At 69.7% G+C, this 17132-nt stretch carries 15 protein-coding genes; 13 read left to right on the top strand and 2 right to left on the bottom strand.

Annotation, left to right across the window (positions count from 1 at the left end; translation table 11 throughout):
• Window positions 1-381: 381 nt before the first annotated feature.
• The 3 genes from ACIGQF_RS22810 to ACIGQF_RS22800 all read left to right on the top strand — a co-directional run bounded on the left by ACIGQF_RS22810 (window position 382) and on the right by ACIGQF_RS22800 (window position 3325).
• Complete coding sequence (locus tag ACIGQF_RS22810; RefSeq protein ID WP_399713094.1) at window positions 382-1980, top strand: FMN-binding glutamate synthase family protein; 1599 nt, start codon at window positions 382-384, stop codon at window positions 1978-1980.
• Between the two features lie 149 nt (window positions 1981-2129).
• Window positions 2130-2936: an alpha/beta hydrolase family protein gene (locus ACIGQF_RS22805; protein WP_399713092.1), complete on the top strand. Its 807-nt coding sequence runs from the start codon at window positions 2130-2132 to the stop codon at window positions 2934-2936.
• Between the two features lie 47 nt (window positions 2937-2983).
• Window positions 2984-3325, top strand: a complete 342-nt coding sequence (locus ACIGQF_RS22800; RefSeq protein WP_399713089.1) for a hypothetical protein — start codon at window positions 2984-2986, stop codon at window positions 3323-3325.
• Window positions 3326-3339: 14 nt separating this feature from the next.
• On the opposite strand, the gene ACIGQF_RS22795 is transcribed toward ACIGQF_RS22800, so the two are convergent.
• Together ACIGQF_RS22795 and ACIGQF_RS22790 are read right to left on the bottom strand one after the other, a co-directional pair.
• Entirely contained in the window at window positions 3340-5064 is a 1725-nt protein-coding gene (locus ACIGQF_RS22795; RefSeq protein WP_399713086.1) for a styrene monooxygenase/indole monooxygenase family protein, read from the bottom strand.
• A 92-nt stretch (window positions 5065-5156) separates the two neighbouring features.
• Window positions 5157-6377: a styrene monooxygenase/indole monooxygenase family protein gene (locus tag ACIGQF_RS22790; RefSeq protein WP_399713084.1), complete on the bottom strand. Its 1221-nt coding sequence runs from the start codon at window positions 6375-6377 to the stop codon at window positions 5157-5159.
• 654 nt (window positions 6378-7031) lie between these two features.
• Between ACIGQF_RS22790 and ACIGQF_RS22785 the strand changes: the two genes are divergently transcribed.
• From ACIGQF_RS22785 to ACIGQF_RS22740, 10 genes are all read left to right on the top strand, one after another.
• Window positions 7032-8018, top strand: coding sequence for an AraC family transcriptional regulator (locus ACIGQF_RS22785; protein WP_399713082.1), 987 nt, complete (start codon window positions 7032-7034; stop codon window positions 8016-8018).
• Between the two features lie 279 nt (window positions 8019-8297).
• On the top strand, window positions 8298-9215 hold the full coding sequence (ltnD, locus tag ACIGQF_RS22780; protein WP_399713079.1) for an L-threonate dehydrogenase: 918 nt from the start codon (window positions 8298-8300) through the stop codon (window positions 9213-9215).
• Between the two features lie 6 nt (window positions 9216-9221).
• Window positions 9222-10526, top strand: coding sequence for a 3-oxo-tetronate kinase (gene otnK, locus ACIGQF_RS22775; protein ID WP_399713077.1), 1305 nt, complete (start codon window positions 9222-9224; stop codon window positions 10524-10526).
• Complete coding sequence (locus ACIGQF_RS22770; RefSeq protein WP_399713074.1) at window positions 10523-11200, top strand: aldolase; 678 nt, start codon at window positions 10523-10525, stop codon at window positions 11198-11200. Before otnK ends, ACIGQF_RS22770 begins: the two co-directional genes overlap by 4 nt.
• Window positions 11201-11275: 75 nt before the next feature.
• Window positions 11276-12586, top strand: a complete 1311-nt coding sequence (locus tag ACIGQF_RS22765) for an MFS transporter (RefSeq protein WP_399713071.1) — start codon at window positions 11276-11278, stop codon at window positions 12584-12586.
• Between the two features lie 46 nt (window positions 12587-12632).
• Window positions 12633-13436: a 2-oxo-tetronate isomerase gene (gene otnI, locus ACIGQF_RS22760; RefSeq protein WP_399713068.1), complete on the top strand. Its 804-nt coding sequence runs from the start codon at window positions 12633-12635 to the stop codon at window positions 13434-13436.
• On the top strand, window positions 13433-14545 hold the full coding sequence (denD, locus tag ACIGQF_RS22755; RefSeq protein WP_399713065.1) for a D-erythronate dehydrogenase: 1113 nt from the start codon (window positions 13433-13435) through the stop codon (window positions 14543-14545). Before otnI ends, denD begins: the two co-directional genes overlap by 4 nt.
• Window positions 14546-14554: 9 nt before the next feature.
• On the top strand, window positions 14555-15316 hold the full coding sequence (locus ACIGQF_RS22750; RefSeq protein WP_399713062.1) for a FadR/GntR family transcriptional regulator: 762 nt from the start codon (window positions 14555-14557) through the stop codon (window positions 15314-15316).
• Window positions 15317-15695: 379 nt separating this feature from the next.
• Window positions 15696-16043 carry a DUF6507 family protein gene (locus ACIGQF_RS22745; protein WP_399713060.1) on the top strand — a complete coding sequence of 116 codons (348 nt, stop codon included), beginning with the start codon at window positions 15696-15698 and terminating at the stop codon, window positions 16041-16043.
• Window positions 16044-17105 carry a hypothetical protein gene (locus ACIGQF_RS22740; protein ID WP_399713057.1) on the top strand — a complete coding sequence of 354 codons (1062 nt, stop codon included), beginning with the start codon at window positions 16044-16046 and terminating at the stop codon, window positions 17103-17105. It begins immediately after the preceding gene.
• Window positions 17106-17132: the final 27 nt, after the last annotated feature.

Here is a 17132-nt window from a genome sequence, read left to right as displayed (position 1 = left end):
TGGGAGCTCACCCGTCGCCCACGTATGCGTGGCGCATAGGGAAACTCGGGCCTCGGGCACATACCAACACATGTGATTCACCACAAAGTGCTGGCCGGGCGCGATCTCGGTCGGCACTATGTGTTGGGCGGGTGTTCGTTGCGCCTGAACGTGTCGGTCACGTCACCCGTCGTGCAGACCTGTGGTGCACATCCGCGGTGCGGTCGAGCGCCGGCCGTCGCTGCCCCTGGCCACATGGGTGGCTGTGTGACCTCTACTATCGTTTCGCGTTCTCCGACGGACCTTGATGTTTGCTTGCTGTGTCCGCCGCCCAACGCCTGCCATGGCACGACGACGTCCACCGCATGGCGATGGAGTCGAGCATCGAGGAGAGATACGTACATGCGCGCCCGGAGCATAGCCGTAGCCACCGCAGCAGCACTGGGGCTGGTGGCTGCCCGTGACCTTGTTCAGAAGAAGCACGCGTTGCTGCGGAATTTCCCGGTGGTCGGGCACGCGCGGTACATGCTGGAGACGATAGGTCCGGAGCTGCGGCAGTACATCGTGACCTCCAACGACGAGGAGCGCCCGTTCAGTCGTGACCAGCGCACCTGGATCTATGCGTCGTCGAAGGGGGAGAACAACTACTTCGGGTTCGGCACCGACAACGACGTCGAGCACATGCAAGGGCACGCGTACCTGAAGCAGCGGACGTTCGCCGGCGCGCTGCCCGATATGCACGACCCGGAGGCCCCACTCCCATCGGCCAAGGTGCTGGGCGGGCCGCGGGGGCGGGCCAAGGCGTTCCGGCCGGCGAGCGTGGTCAACATCTCGGCGATGAGCTTCGGATCGCTCTCCGGCGCCGCGGTCACGGCGCTCAACAAGGGGGCGGCGCTGGCAGGCACGATGCACAACACGGGGGAGGGCGGCCTCTCGCCGTACCACCGCAACGGGGCCGACCTCGTCCTTCAGATCGGTACGGCGTACTTCGGCTGCCGCAACGAGGACGGCAGCTTCAACCTCGACAAGCTCAAGGACGTGGTCGCCGGCGCCCCGGTCAAGGCGATCGAGATCAAGCTCTCCCAGGGCGCCAAGCCGGGGCTTGGGGGGATGCTGCCGGGCGCGAAGGTGACCTCGGAGATCGCCGACATCCGCGGCATCCCGCTCGGCAAGGACTGCGCCTCCCCGTCGCGGCACACCGCGTTCAGCGACGTCGACTCGATGCTCGACTTCGTCGAACTCCTCGCCACCGAGACCGGCCTGCCGGTCGGGATCAAGAGCGCGGTGGGCGAGATGGACTTCTGGCAGGAGCTGGCCACGCTGATGGCGCGTGGTGACCGCGGGGTCGACTTCGTGACCATCGACGGCGGCGAGGGCGGCACCGGTGCGGCGCCGCTGACCTTCAGCGACTCGATGTCGCTGCCCTTCAGGATGGGCTTCTCGCGGGTCTACGGCGTCTTCGCCGAACAGGGACTGACCGACGACCTGACCTTCATCGCCTCCGGCAAGCTGGGCCTGCCCGAGAACGCCGCGGTCGCCTTCGCCCTGGGCGCCGACATGATCAACGTGGCGCGTGAGGCGATGCTGTCGATCGGCTGCATCCAGGCGCAGAAGTGCCACACCGACAAGTGCCCCACCGGCATCGCCACCCAGAACGCTCGGCTGGCCCGCGGCCTCGACGCGCCCTCGAAGGCCACCCGGACCGCCGACTACCTGCGCACCCTGCGCAAGGAACTGATGAAGATCTCGGCGGCCGTCGGCGTCGCCCACCCGGCACTCATCACGGCCACCGACATCGAGATCATGAATGGCGACTACGAAGCCCGCACGCTGGCCGGCGTGTACGGTTACAAGGATGGCTGGGGCACGCTCGGCCCGCGCCTCGCCGATGAGATCACCGCACTGGTCACCACCGAGCAGGACACCGTGCAGAAGTCGGCCGCCGCGGAGAAGTCGGATACCGTGCAGAGGCCCGGCACCGTGCAGAAGCCGAACGTCTGACGTAGCGAGGGCGACAGGCACCGCGGCGCACCGCAGCGTTCACCGCTCCACCGCTCGGAGCGCGCGGGGAACCGGCCGGTGTCGCCCTCGCTCTTGCCCTCGCTTCCCCCTCGTCCCCATGAACAGCCCTCTCCCCAGGTGATCACAACATGAGCGAAAAAGTGCGATTCCAGAGTGTCGTCGGCCCCGAACTGGCCGGAACGATTGATCTCCCGGACGGCGAGATCCGAGGCTGGGGGCTCTTTGTGCACGGGTTCACACTCGGCAAGGACTCACCGGCCGCCTCGCGCGTCAGCAAGCAGCTGGCACGCGAGGGCATCGGAATGCTGCGCTACGACAACCTCGGGATCGGCGACTCCGATGGCGACTGGGGGGACGGTTCCTTCACCGTCAAGGTCCAGGACACGGTCCGTGCGGCAGCTCTGATGGCGGAGCGGGGTACGCCGGTGGACCTGCTGGTGGGGCACTCCTGGGGAGGCGCCGCTGCCATCGCCGCGGCGGCCGAGGCAACCGGCGTCCGCGCGGTCGCCACGATCGGGGCGCCTGCCGACCCCAGCCACGTCGAGCGCCAGTACGACGCGGTCGTCGATCGCGTGCTCGGCGAAGGGTCGCACGAGTGGTTCGTCGGCGGGCGGACCCTGGTCCTCAAGCGTGCCTTCGTCGAAGACGTCCGCCGTGCCCATCTGCGCGACCGGATCGCCGAGCTGGACATGCCGCTGCTCGTCCTGCATTCCCCCACCGACAACACCGTCGACATCGACAACGCCGGAGAGATCTTCAGCCAGGCCCGGCACCCGCGAAGCTTCGTCTCGCTCGAAGGAGCGGACCACCTCCTGACCGCACGGGGGCAGGCGCAGCGCGCCGCGCACATCATCAGCGCCTGGGCCGATCAGTACATTCACGGGGCACGGTCCGGAGGAAAGACGTCTCAGGCGGGGGAGAGCCCGCAGAGGTAGCCTTCACCTTTTGGCGACGAGGGCAGGCACTGGTCGGCGCGGTACTCGTGGCGCTCAACACCAGGCTCGCGCCGGCCGAGATCGCATACATCCTCGACCACAGCGAAGCGTACGTGGTGATCGTGTACGCCGCCTGCCGTGACGTGCTGACAGAGGCGCTGAAGCACAGCACGTCACGGCAGACGGCAGTCATCCACTCAGGGCAGCCGCACGACGAGGACGGGTACGAACACACCAACGGCTGGTGCTCACCGTGGTCGGTGACCGCGGCCGGGGCGGCGCACCACTGCCTGCGCAAGGTGAACCCGCCGGACCTCTGGCGTGCCCGCTTCCGGTGCACGCGTTCGTCGGAGGGGCGCCGCCCTTGCCGGCACTGCTCGCCAGGATGAATGCTCCTTCTGGTTCACAGGTCCGGATGCTTCGTTGCCACGTGGTAGTACCCCGAGTGGAACACCAGGGGAGTGCCGCCGTCGGCCTCGTACTGTTCGACCTCGCCGAGGAAGATGATGTGGTCGCCGGCGTCGATGCGTTGGACGGTGCGGCACTGGAAACGGGCGACCGCGCCGTCCAGGAGTGGGGTGCCCGCGATGCCGGGGGCGGTGGGGACTCCGCGGAACTTGTCGTCGGCCGGGGTGGCGAACTGCCGGGAGAGGTGGTGCTGGTCGGCGGCCAGTACGTGGACGGCGAAGTGCGAGGCGTCGGTGAAGTCCGGCAGGCTCGGGGCGCCTTTGCCGGGACACCACAGGACGAGGGGCGGGTCCATGGAGACGGAGGTGAAAGAGTTCGCGGTCATGCCGACGTTGCGGCCGTCGGGGGCGCGGGCCGTCACCACGGTCACCCCGGTGGCGTACTGGCCCAGCGCGCGGCGCAGCTCGCGGTTGTCGAAGCGAGCGGCGTGCTGGGCACGCTTCTCGGCGAGAAAGCGGTGCGCCTCGGCCTCCTCGAACCACCAGCGGTACAGCGTGCGCGGGTCGTCGAATCCGGCGGCGAGCGCACCGGCGACCGAAGGGATGTCGGCCGCTGCGGAGAGGAGTTCGCGGTGGTGGGGGCTCAGGCCGGCCAGTAGGGAGTTGGTCCAGCCGACGGCCCACTGGGCCCAGCCGCGCCAGAAGTTGTCGAAGGTGCGTTGCATCCACTGCGGGGTGAATTCCGCGGCGCCGTGCCGGAGGATGCTGTCGAGATAGTGGGTCGCGGCCTGGGCGGCGTTGTTGGACCCCTGACCGGTGATCGGGTCGTTGAGTACGACGGCGTCGGCCATGCCGAGCACGTGCCGTCCGGAGGCGAGCCGGGCGACGGGATGCCGCACGGTCGGGGTGATCGCGCCCCGCAACACACCTCCGCTGTCCGTCAGTTGGGCGTGCCGACAGCGCTCGTACTCGTCCGGGAAGAACCGGTGGAGGATCTCCAGGGAGCGGCCGAGATGGGCTTCGGGGGCCCGGATGTCGTCCCAGCAGTCCATCGGGCCGTCGGGGACGCCCTCGAAGACCATGATGTCGCACGGTCCGCTGGTGGTGAGGGCGGGGAAGGAGAAGTATTCGCCGACGCCGGGCACCATACGGTAGTGGACGGCGGCCTCCCCCTCCCGCGGTGCCGTTCCCGTGACGTACGTCAGAGCCAGCGCGCGGCGCGGCCGATCGTACGGGGAGAGTTCGGCATTGCGCGGGAAGAGGCGGCTCAGCTCGCCCTTGCCGGTCGAGACCACGACGAGATCGTGCGTACGGGCGTACCACTCCAGGTCGTTGACGCCCGCTTCGTGCAGCACGATCTCGCCGCGGCCACCCTCAGCGAACTGCTCCATCCAGGCCGCGCACTTGACCCGCTGGTCGACGGAGTGGGCAGGGCCCTCCAGCGGCGCACGCCAGGAGAGTTCCGGAGTGCCGTGCGGACCGATGAGAGAGAGCGCGATGCCGGTGATGTCCGGGGCCCGGTCCTCCCAGTGGTGCAGCCCGAGGCCGCGCTCGCTCTGCAGCGCGGTGTCGAACATGCACTGGCTGGACATGACCGGGCCGTGGCGCACCTCGTCGGGGCCGCGGTCGGTGACCAGGGTGACGTCGTAGCCGTGCGCCTGGAGCCCCAGTGCGAGTTGGGCCCCCGCCTGCCCGGCGCCGATCACCGCGATCCTTCTCATGGTCCTGCTGTCCTGCTCTCGTCACGTGCGTGCTGTTATTGACGCATCGTCTGGTGCTGGCGGTTCGGGCCCCCGCTGACGCTGCCGAACGTTCAGGCGCCGACCTCCGCCGCGTAGTTCTCCGCGGCGGCCGGGTCCATGAACCAGTGGAAGAAGTCGCGCGGGTCGTCGAAGCCGTTGACGAAGCGAGCGGCGATACGGGGGTTGGCGCTCGCCGCACCGAAGAGCTCCAGGACGTGCTGCGGCGGGGCGCCGAGCATCGCGTTGGTCCAGGCCGTGGCGGACTGCGCGTTGTCCCAGAAGCGGCCGAAGGCCAGCTCCATGAACGCGGCGTCGTACGGGCGCGAGCCATGGTCCAGGATGGCGGCCAGGTAGGCGGCCGCGCACTTCGACGCGTTGTTGGAGCCCTGGCCGGTGACCGGGTCGTTGAGGACGACGACGTCGGCGAGGCCGAGCACCTGCGCGCCGGAGGGCAGCGTGGCGACGGGCTTGCGGACGGTCGGCGCGAAGCGACCCGCGAGGGTGCCGTTCTGGTCGGTGAGCGCGACATCGGTGCAGCGCTCGGCCTCCCACGGGACGTACGTCCGCAGCAGCTCCTGGAACTTCGCCAGCTGCTCGTCGGGGGTGAGCCCGTCGAAGCAGTCGAGCGGGCCACCCGGGATGCCCTCGAAGAACATGATGTCGCAGGGGCCGCTGGTGGTGAGGCTGGGCATGGTGAAGTACTCGCCGACACCGGGGATGACGTTGAAGCTGACGCCGGGGCGGTCGGGCAGCGGCGCCATGCCGGTGACGTACGCCAGGGCCAGTGCGCGCTGCGGTGCGTCGTACGGGGAACGCTGGGCGTCCCGCTCGAACAGCCCGGCGATGTCGCCCTTGCCGGCCGCGACGATCACCAGGTCGGACTCCGCGGCGTACCGCTCCAGGTCCTCGATGCCGGCCTCGCGGAAGTCCAGCCGGCCGCCGCGGCGCGCGAACTCGCCCAGCCAGATGGGCATCTTGACCCGCTGGTCGACCGAGCGCGCTGTGGCGTCGAGGCGGGCGCCGAAGGAGAGCGCCCGGCCGCCCTGGCCGTCGGAGATGTTCACGCCGAGCCCGGCGATCGGCGGGCAGGCGTCGCCCCAGAAGTCGAGACCGAGGTTGCGCTCGTGGGCCAGCGCGGTGCCGAACATGGCCTGGCTGGACATGACCCGGCCCTCGCGGATCTGGTCCCCGGTGCGGTTGGAGACGAGGGTGACGTCGTAACCGTGGCTCAGCAGGCCAATACCGAGCTGGAGGCCTGCCTGGCCTGCTCCGACGATGGTGATCTTGCGCATGAGGGGGCCTCCGGGGCGGGGACGAGTGGTTGGGGGTTTCGGTCGTGCGCTTCTGTCGTGCGCTTCCGTAGTGCGCTTCGGTGACGTGGCGGCGTCGACGAGTGGGGCTTCGCCGTACGGAAGGCGGCTGCCCGCCGGCGGGGGGTCCGGCGGGCAGCCGCGGGCAGCCGGGTTGCCCAGGGCCGGGGGAAGGGTCCCGGGGCACCCGGCCGGCTAGAGGGGACCGGCCGTCTCGACGAGCGCCGGCAGGCGGCGTCGCGAGGGTGTCGCGATGCGCGGGGGTGCGGCGGCCCCGGCGGTTCTCGCCGCACCCCGGGCCGCACGTGGCACGCGCACCGCGTGTGCGACGGACCGTAGGCGTGTGACGGGCCGTCCGTATGCGACGGCGCCGGGCTGTCCGCATGGGGCGGGCCATCCGTATGCGACGGCGCCGTGCCGTCCATACGCCACCGGCTGTCCGCTGGGCGTGACTCCGCCCGTGACGAGCGCAGTCCGGCCCGGCACTCCCTGCATTGATGATTCCCTGGCTTCTTCTCGAGTCCGCGGCGGTCGGGGATCAACCTTGGTATGACAAGATCACCTTCGCTATCCGGATCACGAGGGTCGCTGTCCCGGTCGCGCGTCCCGGCGGTGGAGGTTCAGGTGGAAGTTCACATGCCCGCTGAAGAGCTCCCCCTCGCAAACCACCAGCAGTTCCATACAGCGGACATTTGGGAGGCGCGAGCCGAGGTCGGCCGCGCCTTCTGCCCGCATGAGCTGCGCATCGTGCAGCGCTCGGCGACGCTCGACGCCCGGCTGCACGGTGCGTCCTTCGACCGGACGGGCCTGTACTACCTCGATTACGGAACGGAAGTCCGGATCACGCCGGGCGACCTGGAGAGCTTCTTCCTCGTCCAGATCCCGCTCGCCGGTTACGCCGAAATCGCCTGCGGCCGCGAGGAGATCATTTCCTCCCCCGAACTCGCTTCCGTCCCCTCGCCGACCGGAAAGGTGGACATGCGCTGGGGTGGCGGCAATCCGCAGCTGATCGTGTGGTTCGACCGGGCGTCCCTGGAGTCCCACCTGGGCAGTCTGCTCGGCCGCACCGTGCGCCGCCCGATCCTCTTCTCGCTCGGCATGAACCTCACCACGCCGGGCTCCCGCTCCTGGCTCAACGTCGTCGACCTCATGCGCCGGGAGGCGGAGGGCCCCGGCGACATGACGAGCCGGCCCCTCGTGATGAAGCAGTTCGAGTCTCTCCTCATGACCCAGCTGTTGATGGCCCAGCCCAACAACTACACACCGGCGCTGCTCGGCGAGCAGCCGCGCGTCGCGCCGCCCGCGGTCCGCCGCGCCATGGAAATCATCGAGGGGCACGCCGCGGAACCGCTCACGGTCGCGGATGTCGCGGAGTGCGTCGGCGTCGGCGTACGAGCCCTCCAGGAAGGCTTCCGCCGGCACCTCGACACGACACCACTTGCGTACCTGCGCGAGGTCCGCCTGGACCGCGTACGCAAGGAACTCCTGGCCTCCTACCCGGGCGCCACAACCGTCACCGCCGTCGCCTCCCGCTGGGGTTTCCACCACCCGGGCCGCTTCTCCCTCGCCTTCCGCCAGCAATTCGGCGAGTCACCTTCGGAAACACTGCGAGCGCATTCGTAGGCGGCTTGGCGGGGCGCAGTGGGGGCGGCCGGGCGACCCGGGAAGCCGGAATTGCGTGGAGAGGCCGCGTCGGGCAGCGCGTAGGGCAGGTCAACTGCTCGTGTGTCCGCAATGACGCCCCCCGACCCGCACCAATGTGACCGACATCACAATGTACCCATCGTGTGTCCTCAGGTCATCATATGACCTGACCGCGTCGCCTCCTCTGGGTTGACGAGGCTCTGGCCGTGGCGGGATGCGGCGGGGCGTAGTGATGACGTAGCGAGTGTGAGGGTGGGCATGGGCGAGGTGGGTGGGGCGGGGCGGCCGCGTGTGGGTGTGGTGGGGCTGGGGGCCATGGGGCTCGGGATGGCTCGGAGTCTGCGCGGCGCGGGGAATGAGGTGGGGGTTCATGACCTGCGGGGTGAGGTGGCTGCGGCTTTCGCGGAGGACGGCGGGGCGGCGTTCGCGTCCGTTGGGGAGCTGGCGGCCGGGGTGGATGTCCTGGTCGGTGTGGTGGTCAATGCGGAGCAGGTCGAGTCGGTGTTGTTCGGCCCCGAGGGGGCTGCTGGCAGGCTGCGCCCGGGCTCGGTCTTCGTGATGTGTTCGACGGTTGATCCGGGGTGGTCCGCCGCGCTTGAAGGGCGGTTGGCCGAGAGGGGCGTGCTGTATTTGGATGCGCCCATCTCCGGTGGGGCCGCTCGGGCGGCGGTCGGTGAGCTGACCATGATGACCTCGGGGTCGGCTGCTGCGTACGCGGTGGCGGATCCGGTGCTGGAGGCCATGAGCAGTACGGTCTACCGCCTGGGGGAGCAGGCCGGGCTCGGGTCGAAGGTCAAGGTCGTGAACCAGTTGCTCGCGGGCGTGCACATCGCCGCGGCGGCCGAGGCGATGGCGTTGGGTATCAAGGCCGGTGTTCCGGCCGATGCGCTCTACGAGGTCATCACGCACAGCGCCGGGAACTCGTGGATGTTCGAAAACCGCATGGCGCACGTGCTCGCCGGTGACTACACGCCCCTGTCTGCCGTCGACATCTTCGTCAAGGACCTGGGGATCGTGCTCGATTCCGCCCGGCCGGAGAAGTTCCCGCTCCCGCTCGCCGCCACCGCGCATCAGATGTTTCTGCAGGCTGCGGCGTCCGGGCTGGGAGCCGAGGACGACAGTGCCGTCATCAAGATCTTTCCGGGAATCGAACTCCCCCAGCCGACGGAGGGCTGACTGAACATGGGAATCCGACTCGGCTGTATTGCCGATGACTTCACCGGTGCTACTGACCTGGCAAACAATCTGGTGCGGGCGGGGATGCGCGTCGTTCAGTTGATCGACGTGCCGGAGGTCGGCGCCGAGGGGGCCGTGGGTGCGGGTGCGGGTGCAGGTGCGGATGCGGATGCCGTGGTCATTGCGCTCAAGTCGCGGACCGTGCCGGCCGCCGATGCTGTCGAGGCGTCGCTGAGGGCGCTGGCCTGGCTGCGGTCCGCGGGGGCCGAACAGATCTACTTCAAGTACTGCTCGACGTTCGACTCCACGCCGGACGGCAATATCGGGCCGGTCACCGAGGCCTTGCTGGACGCCCTGGGGAGCGACTTCACCGTGGCCACTCCGGCGTTTCCGGATAATGGGCGCACGGTTTTCAAGGGGCATCTCTTCGTCGGGGAGGTGTTGTTGAGCGAGAGCGGGATGCGGCACCATCCGCTGACTCCGATGACCGACTCCAACCTGGTTTCCGTGCTTGATGCCCAGATGAAGGGAACGGCTGGCCTCATCGACCATGCGGTCGTCGGGGAAGGGGCGGACGCGATACGGGCGCGCATCCGTGCCTTGCGCGAGGAAGGTCGCCAGATCGCTGTTGTCGATGCCGTGTCCAATGACGACCTTGTGCGCCTGGGCGCTGCTGTGAGGGGGATGCCGCTGGTGACCGCCGGTTCCGGGCTGGCGATCGGGCTGCCGGCGAACTGGGGTTTCAAGCCCTCCCGCGCCGCCGCGCAGCTGCCGCCGGCCGGCGGGCACGCGGCCGTCGTCTCCGGCTCGGTGTCCGCCGCCACGAACGAGCAGGTCCGTCGATTCTTGCGCGGTGGGCGGCCCGCGTTCAGCGTGGATCCGCTGCGTATCGCGGACGGCGAGGACGTGGCCGGTGAGGCCCTGGAATTCGCCACGGCGCATCTCGCCGACGGGCCGGTCCTCGTGTACTCCACCGAGGCGCCCGGCGCGGTCCGCACCGTCCAGGGCCGGCTCGGTGCCGCCGAGGCCGGTGAACTCGTGGAACGTACCCTCGCCCGTGTCGCACAGGGTCTGGTCGAGCGCGGTGTGCGCCGGCTGGTCGTCGCGGGCGGCGAGACCTCGGGAGCGGTCGTGCAGGCGCTCGGCGTCACCGGGTTGCGGATCGGGCCGCAGATCGACCCCGGTGTGCCCTGGTGCGCGGCCGCCCTTCCCGACGGGGGCACGCTTCATGTGGCCCTGAAGTCGGGCAACTTCGGCGGGCCCGAGTTCTTCACCGACGCGTTTGCTCGCCTGGGGCAGGAGGACTCGTGAACCAGCAGCATTCCGGGACCGCCGTCGATGAAGCGCGGCGCGAGATTGTTCGGGTGGGTACCAGTCTGTTTGACCGGGGGTACGTTCACGCCAGTGCCGGCAACATCAGTGCCAGGGTGGACGACTGCTACCTGATCACTCCCACCGATGCCGCCCTCGGGTTCCTCCAGCCGCAGCGCCTCGCCCTGGTCGACGGCGGTGGCGAGCAGCTCGCCGGTGACCGGGCCAGCAAGACGCTGACGCTCCACCGGCGCATCTACGCCGCCGATCCCACGGCCCGGTTCGTCATCCATACCCACTCCACGCACCTGGTCGCACTGACCCTGGCCGGTGTGTGGAGCCCGGACGACGTGCTCCCGCCCCTCACCCCGTACTACGTGATGAAGGTCGGGCACGTTCCCCTCATTCCGTACCACCGGCCCGGCGATCCGCGCGTGGCCGACCTGGTGACCGCTCGCATCGCCGATCGCGCGGCGAGTGGCACACCGATCAGAGCGGTCCTGCTCGACCGGCTGGGTCCCGTGGTCTGGGGCCCGGACCCGGCAGCGGCTCTCGCCGTCCTCGAAGAACTCGAGGAGACGGCGCGCCTCTGGCTGACCACGGGACGTCAGCCCGAACCGCTCCCCGCCGACGCGATCGAGGAGCTGAGGGAGACGTTCGGCGCCGATTGGTGACGAGCCCCCCTCTCCCCACATCCCCCACTTCCGTTCCCCCGTCAGAGAATCCCTGAGCCGCACGAAGGGTTCCTCATGCCCACTTCCGCCGCCACGGCGCCCGAGGCCGCCGGTCTCGCCCGTGAGAACGCCGTCTTCCGCAAGGTCGTCAGACGCCTCGTTCCGTTTCTGATGCTGTGTTACGTCGTTTCCTACCTGGACCGGGTCAATGTCGGCTTCGCGAAGCTGCAGATGTCCGCGGACCTCGGGTTCAGCGAAGCGGCGTACGGCCTCGGTGCCGGCCTCTTCTTCATCGGCTACTTTCTCTTCGAGGTTCCCTCGAACCTCATGCTGCAGCGCGTCGGCGCCCGCACCTGGATCGCCCGGATCATGATCACCTGGGGTCTGGTCTCGGCGGCGTTCATGTTCGTCACCAACGAGGCGACGTTCTACGTGCTCCGGTTCGTCCTCGGTGCCGCGGAGGCGGGGTTCTACCCCGGGGTGATCCTCTATTGCACGTACTGGTTCCCCTCGTACCGCCGTGCCCGGGTGATCGCGATGTTCATGTCGGCCATCCCGGTCGCCGGCATCTTCGGCAACCCGCTCTCCGGCTGGATCATGGAGCGGTTCCACGGTGCGAACGGCTGGCAGGGCTGGCAGTGGCTGTTCCTGCTCGAAGGACTGCCCGCGGTCGCCGTCGGTGTGGCGACGCTGTTCTACCTCGACAACAGCGTGCGCAGCGCCAAGTGGCTCACCGACGAGGAGAAGGCCGTCGTCGAGGGGGCGCTGGAGAAGGACGCCGCCCACCACACGGTGCACGGGCGGGTGCTGGACGCGTTCCGCGAACCCAAGGTGTGGCTCATGTGCCTCATCTACTTCTGCTTCGTGATGGGCCAGTACGCCCTGACCTTCTGGATGCCCACGTTCGTCCAGTCCACCGGCATCAAGGACAACCTCACGATCGGCGTGCTCAGTGCCGTGCCGTACGTGGTCGCACTCGTCGCGATGAATGTGTTCGGCGCGTCGGCGGACAAGCGCCGCGAGCGCCGCTGGCACCTCGTCATTCCCTCCCTCATGGGCGCCGTCGGATTCTCGCTGGCGGCCGGCTGGGCCGGGTCGACCGTACTGTCGCTGATCGCGCTGTCGTTCGCAGCGGCCGGGGTACTGACCTGCGCGCCGCTGTTCTGGTCACTCCCCACCGCGTTCCTCGGCGGCACCGCGGCGGCGGCCGGTCTCGCCGTGATCAACTCGGTGGGCAACCTCGCCGGTTTCGTCAGCCCCTACATGATCGGTGCGCTCAAGGACGCCACCGGTTCGGCGTCGATCCCGATGTACGTCCTGGCGCTCAGCCTCCTGGTCGGTGCCGCCGCGGTGCTCACCACCAGGAAGCAGGTCGTCAACCGCTGACCGGCCCCCCGGCCCCCCCGGGGCCGCCCAGAACGCAGGAGCCACCATGCCAAGGTTCGCCGCGAACCTGTCCATGATGTACACCGAACACGACTTCCTCGACCGCTTCGCCGCGGCGTCGGCGGACGGCTTCGAGGCCGTCGAGTACCTCTTTCCCTACGACCACGACGCCACCGAGCTGCGCCGCCGGCTCGACGACCATGGCCTGCGGCAGGTGCTCTTCAACGCGCCTCCCGGAGCGTGGGAGGCGGGCGAACGGGGGATCGCCTCGCTGCCCGGGCGCGAGGCCGAGGCGCTCGCCGGGCTCGACCGGGCGCTGGAGTACGCCGCCGCGCTGGGCTGTCCGCGGGTGCACGTGATGGCCGGGCCGGTACGGCCGGACGCGTCGCCGGCGGAGCGGGACGCGCACCACGCGACGTACCTGAACCACCTCGCCCTGGCCGCGGAACGGGCCGCGGCGGCGGGCGTCGACATCCTGATCGAGCCGATCAACGGCCGGGACATGCCGGGCTACTTCCTGCGCACGCAGGCGCAGGCACACGCCGTGGTGCAGGAGGTGGGTGCCGCGAACCTCAAGGTCCAACTCGACCTCTACCACTGTCAGATCGTCGAGGGCGACCTCACCACGACCCTGCGCCGCGACGTACCGACCGGCCGGGTCGGTCATCTGCAGATCGCGGGGGTACCCGACCGCAACGAACCCGACCGGGGCGAAGTCGACTTCCGCCATCTGTTCGACGTCGTCGACGAGGTGGGTTTCGACGGGTGGATCGGCTGCGAGTACCGCCCCCGCGCCGGCACGAGCGAGGGCCTCGGCTGGCTGAACGACTACCGAGGAGAGCAGGCATGAGGATCGTCATCACGGGTGGGTTCGGCTTCCTGGGGCGGCAGGTCGCCGGCGCCCTGCTGAAGGCGCGGACGTTCGGCGGCGCACCGATCGACCGGCTGGTGCTCGCCGACCGCTTCGTACCGTCCGAGGCTCCGGAGACGGCCGACCCCCTCGTGGACGTCGTGCGGGGCGATCTGACCGACCGCCTGCAGGAGCTGTTCGCGGAGCCGGTGGACGTACTGATCCACCTCGCCTCCGCGGTCTCGGCCGAGTGCGAGGCGGACTTCGACCTCGGTATGAGTGCGAACGTGGACACCACTCGCGCGCTGCTGGAGGCCGCCCGGGCACAGTCGGCCGCCGGCGGCCCCACGCCGCGGATCGTGTTCTCCAGCAGTGTCGCGATCTACGGCCCCGACCCCGCGCTGCCGATGCCGCCGGTGGTCAGTGAAGCGACCCTGCCGACGCCCCGGTCCAGCTACGGGGTGCAGAAGTTCGTGTGCGAGCAGCTGGTCGCGGAGTACACCCGGCGCGGCTTCATCGACGGCCGCGTGACCCGGCTCATGACCGTGTCGGTGCGGCCGGGCAAGCCGAACGCGGCGGCCTCCGGCTTCCTCTCCGGTATCGTCCGCGAGCCGCTCGCGGGCCTTCCGGCGACCTGCCCGGCCGACCCCGGACTGGAGGTGGCCCTGGCCTCGCCACGGCGTACGGTCGAGGGGATCCTGCGCGTCGCGGAGGCCGGGCGGGGCACCGGCCCCGGCCGGCTCGACGGCCGGCTGCCCGTCAACCTGCCGGCGCTCACGGTCACGGTCGGCGAGATGCTGGACACGCTGCGGCGGGTGGCCGGTGAGGCCGTCGCCGGCCTGGTGACGGTCGCGCCGGACCGCGATGTCGAGGCGATCGTGGGGTCCTGGCCGGCCCGCTTCGACAACGCCCGCGCCGCCGCGCTCGGGCTGGCGCCCGACCCGAGCTTCGAATCGGTGGTACGGGACTATCTGCGGGACCACGCCGACGCGGTGACCGTTGCCGGGGTGGCCGGTGATGGGGCGGCTGCCGATGCGCCTGCCGATGCGGCTGCCGGCGAGGCGGTGGCCGCCGACGCCCCGCCCGTAACCACGAGTCCCCGTCCGTAAACTGAAACCATGCTGTCCAAGTTGAGTGGTCCCGTACGGCTGGCGGACCGGGTCGCCGCGGTGCTGTCCGACGAGATCGAGTCCGGGCGGCTGGCCGAGGGCGACAAGCTGCCGACCGAGGTCGAGCTGGTCAAGCAGCTCGGCGTCAGCCGCACGGTGGTACGCGAGGCCGTCTCCCGGCTCCGCAACGCCGGCCTGGTCGAACCGCGCCAGGGCCTCGGTGTCTTCGTCATGCCCCGGCGTACGCGGCCGCTCGACCTGGAGGCCGAGGCCGCCGACACCACGGCGAAGGTGCGGCAGATCGTGGAGCTGCGCCGGGCCATCGAGGGCGAGGCCGCCTCGCTGGCGGCCACCCGCGCCACCCCCGACGACCTCGCCCGGATGCGGCAGGCCCTGGACGGCATCGACGCCGCGGTCGCGGCCGGTGGTGACGGCGCGGACGAGGACCTCGCCTTCCACCGCTCCATCGCCGAGTCGACCGGGAACGCGGTGATGGTCTCGACACTGCGGTACCTCGGCGAGGTGCTGCGCAGCGGCATCCGCGTCACGCGCGCGAACGAGGCGCGGCGGGAGGACTTCTTCGAGGCGGTGCGGCAGGAGCACCACGCCATCCTGGCCGCCATCGAGGCCGGCGACGCCGACGCGGCGTGCACCGCCGCCCGCCGCCACCTGAAGCACGCCGCGGCGCGGCTCCAGGAGGCGGACGACGGATTCTGGACGGAGACCGAGGACCTCGACGTGGACCTCGGGGCCACCAGGCCCACCACCTGACGAATCCCACTACCTGACGAGGCCCAGTACCTGTCGAGGCCCACTGCCTGACGAGGCCCAGTACCTGTCGAGGCCCACTGTCCGACGAGGCCCGCTACCTGGCGAGCGGCACCTCAGCGGGAGCATCTGCCATTGGCGAGTTATTTACCTCCGGATGTATTTCCATTGGAGGTTGGGGCGGTGCGAGCGGGAATGATGTCGCGCTCGTCCTGCGGTGTCCGACATCCCAGGCAATAACCGGCAGGCCTGGTAATAGCAGGTCGGCCCGGCAATAGCGGGTGGCCCTTTCGGGATCGGGGTTGTCCTGGTGTCGCCCGGTCCGGTTGACTGGGGCGGTGCGAGTGGACGCATTCGTGCAGCCGAGTGAGAGGGCAACGGGGTGAGCCTCAAATTCGATATTTCGCCGAGCGGTATGCATACGACCGGTCGGAAAACCACCGGGCAGGGCGACGACCTCGCCTCGGAGGTCCGTATGCTGCTCGATGCCCTCCATGACGCGGGATGCGCGAGCGACGCCGCGGTTTCCGGGGCCGTGACCAGGTTCTCCGGGGATGTCCAGCAGAAGACGGGCATCATGTCGGCCAGGGTGGAGAGCACGGTGGACGGTGCCGGCAAGGCAACCGGCATCTTCGTGGACGGTGACCACGAGATGCAATGCCATGCGAACAGGGGAAACGAACACGCGGATTCCCCGGGAAATGCTGGGCACGGGCAGGGCGGTCGCTGAATGGCGGACACGCTCATCGATCCGGCTGAAATCCCGTCCCTGGACGACGTGCACTTCGGGGAGGTGGAAGCGGCGGTCAAGCGGATGCGGACGGCCGCCGCCGGGCTGGAACGCCGCGGCGGGGAAATCGACGGTTCGTGGGCCGCGGCCGTCGGCCTGAACTACCTCGCGCCGAACGGCGCGGTCCTCGCCGAGAAATTGGTCCCCGTGAAGCAGCAGGCGAGCAAGGTCTCCCAGGCCGCGCTGACCGCCGCGGACGCCCTGCAGGCGTACGTCGATGCCGGCGCGCCGGTCAAGAAGGCGCTCAAGCAGCTGAAGCGTGATGCCGAGAGCCTGGTCGCGAAGGCGAGGCCGCTCGGCGACGGCTGGCGGACGAAGCCGGACCTGGTCGAGGAGAACGACCGGATCGCCTCGACCGCCCGCGTCAAGACCGCCACGTACGACGAGGCCTGCCGGACCGCAGCCGACAAGATCAACGCAACGAATGACGGCCCCGGCACCCACTGGGCCGAGCGGGGACGCCAGTATCTGGGATTCGGCGGCTACGGGACGACGGGGCTCGGGGCCGCCACGGTGTGGCGTACCAATTACAAGTACGGCAGATTTGCCCCTCAGGGCAGCAACGGACGCTTTCTCAACGTGCGGCAGGCATCGCTGTGGGACAACACTTGGCGTCGCATGCAAGGCAGCAACTGGAAAGCCAAGTCGTACATGGCTGCCACGCGCAACAAGTGGCTGTCGGTGGGCAAATGGGGTGGCAACGCGAGCTTGGGTCTCACCGCTGTCACCTCAGGGCTGAGTCAGTGGAGCGCTGATTCCCAGGACGGGAACATGTCCACCGGAAAACGTGTCGCCCGTACGGGGGTCAAGGCCGCCGCGACGACCGGAGGAACGTGGGCGGGCGCGGAAAGCGGCGCTGCGGTCGGTACTGCGGTGGGTGCCGCGTTCGGTGGTGTCGGGGCGCCCGTGGGTGCGGTGGTCGGTGGGCTCGTCGGCGCCGCAGCAGGTTCTGGTCTCGGCAGTGCGGCCGGAGATTGGCTCAACGGAATTGTCGGGAAGTGATGTAACCATGGCGCGCCGGCGGACCCC

This window comes from Streptomyces sp. NPDC053560 (genome assembly GCF_044544605.1).
Classification (GTDB): Bacteria; Actinomycetota; Actinomycetes; order Streptomycetales; family Streptomycetaceae; genus Streptomyces.
The sequence above is the reverse complement of the archived record's forward strand: the minus strand, read 5'-3'. Positions and strand labels throughout refer to the sequence as shown.

Coding starts and splice junctions, on each gene's coding strand:
- ACIGQF_RS22810 (WP_399713094.1), top strand. CDS start 382: ATGCGCGCCCGGAGCATAGCCGTAGCCACCGCAGCAGCACTGGGGCTG.
- ACIGQF_RS22805 (WP_399713092.1), top strand. CDS start 2,130: ATGAGCGAAAAAGTGCGATTCCAGAGTGTCGTCGGCCCCGAACTGGCC.
- ACIGQF_RS22795 (WP_399713086.1), bottom strand. CDS start 5,064: ATGAGAAGGATCGCGGTGATCGGCGCCGGGCAGGCGGGGGCCCAACTC.
- ACIGQF_RS22790 (WP_399713084.1), bottom strand. CDS start 6,377: ATGCGCAAGATCACCATCGTCGGAGCAGGCCAGGCAGGCCTCCAGCTC.
- ACIGQF_RS22785 (WP_399713082.1), top strand. CDS start 7,032: ATGCCCGCTGAAGAGCTCCCCCTCGCAAACCACCAGCAGTTCCATACA.
- ltnD (WP_399713079.1), top strand. CDS start 8,298: ATGGGCGAGGTGGGTGGGGCGGGGCGGCCGCGTGTGGGTGTGGTGGGG.
- otnK (WP_399713077.1), top strand. CDS start 9,222: ATGGGAATCCGACTCGGCTGTATTGCCGATGACTTCACCGGTGCTACT.
- ACIGQF_RS22765 (WP_399713071.1), top strand. CDS start 11,276: ATGCCCACTTCCGCCGCCACGGCGCCCGAGGCCGCCGGTCTCGCCCGT.
- otnI (WP_399713068.1), top strand. CDS start 12,633: ATGCCAAGGTTCGCCGCGAACCTGTCCATGATGTACACCGAACACGAC.
- denD (WP_399713065.1), top strand. CDS start 13,433: ATGAGGATCGTCATCACGGGTGGGTTCGGCTTCCTGGGGCGGCAGGTC.
- ACIGQF_RS22750 (WP_399713062.1), top strand. CDS start 14,555: ATGCTGTCCAAGTTGAGTGGTCCCGTACGGCTGGCGGACCGGGTCGCC.
- ACIGQF_RS22740 (WP_399713057.1), top strand. CDS start 16,044: ATGGCGGACACGCTCATCGATCCGGCTGAAATCCCGTCCCTGGACGAC.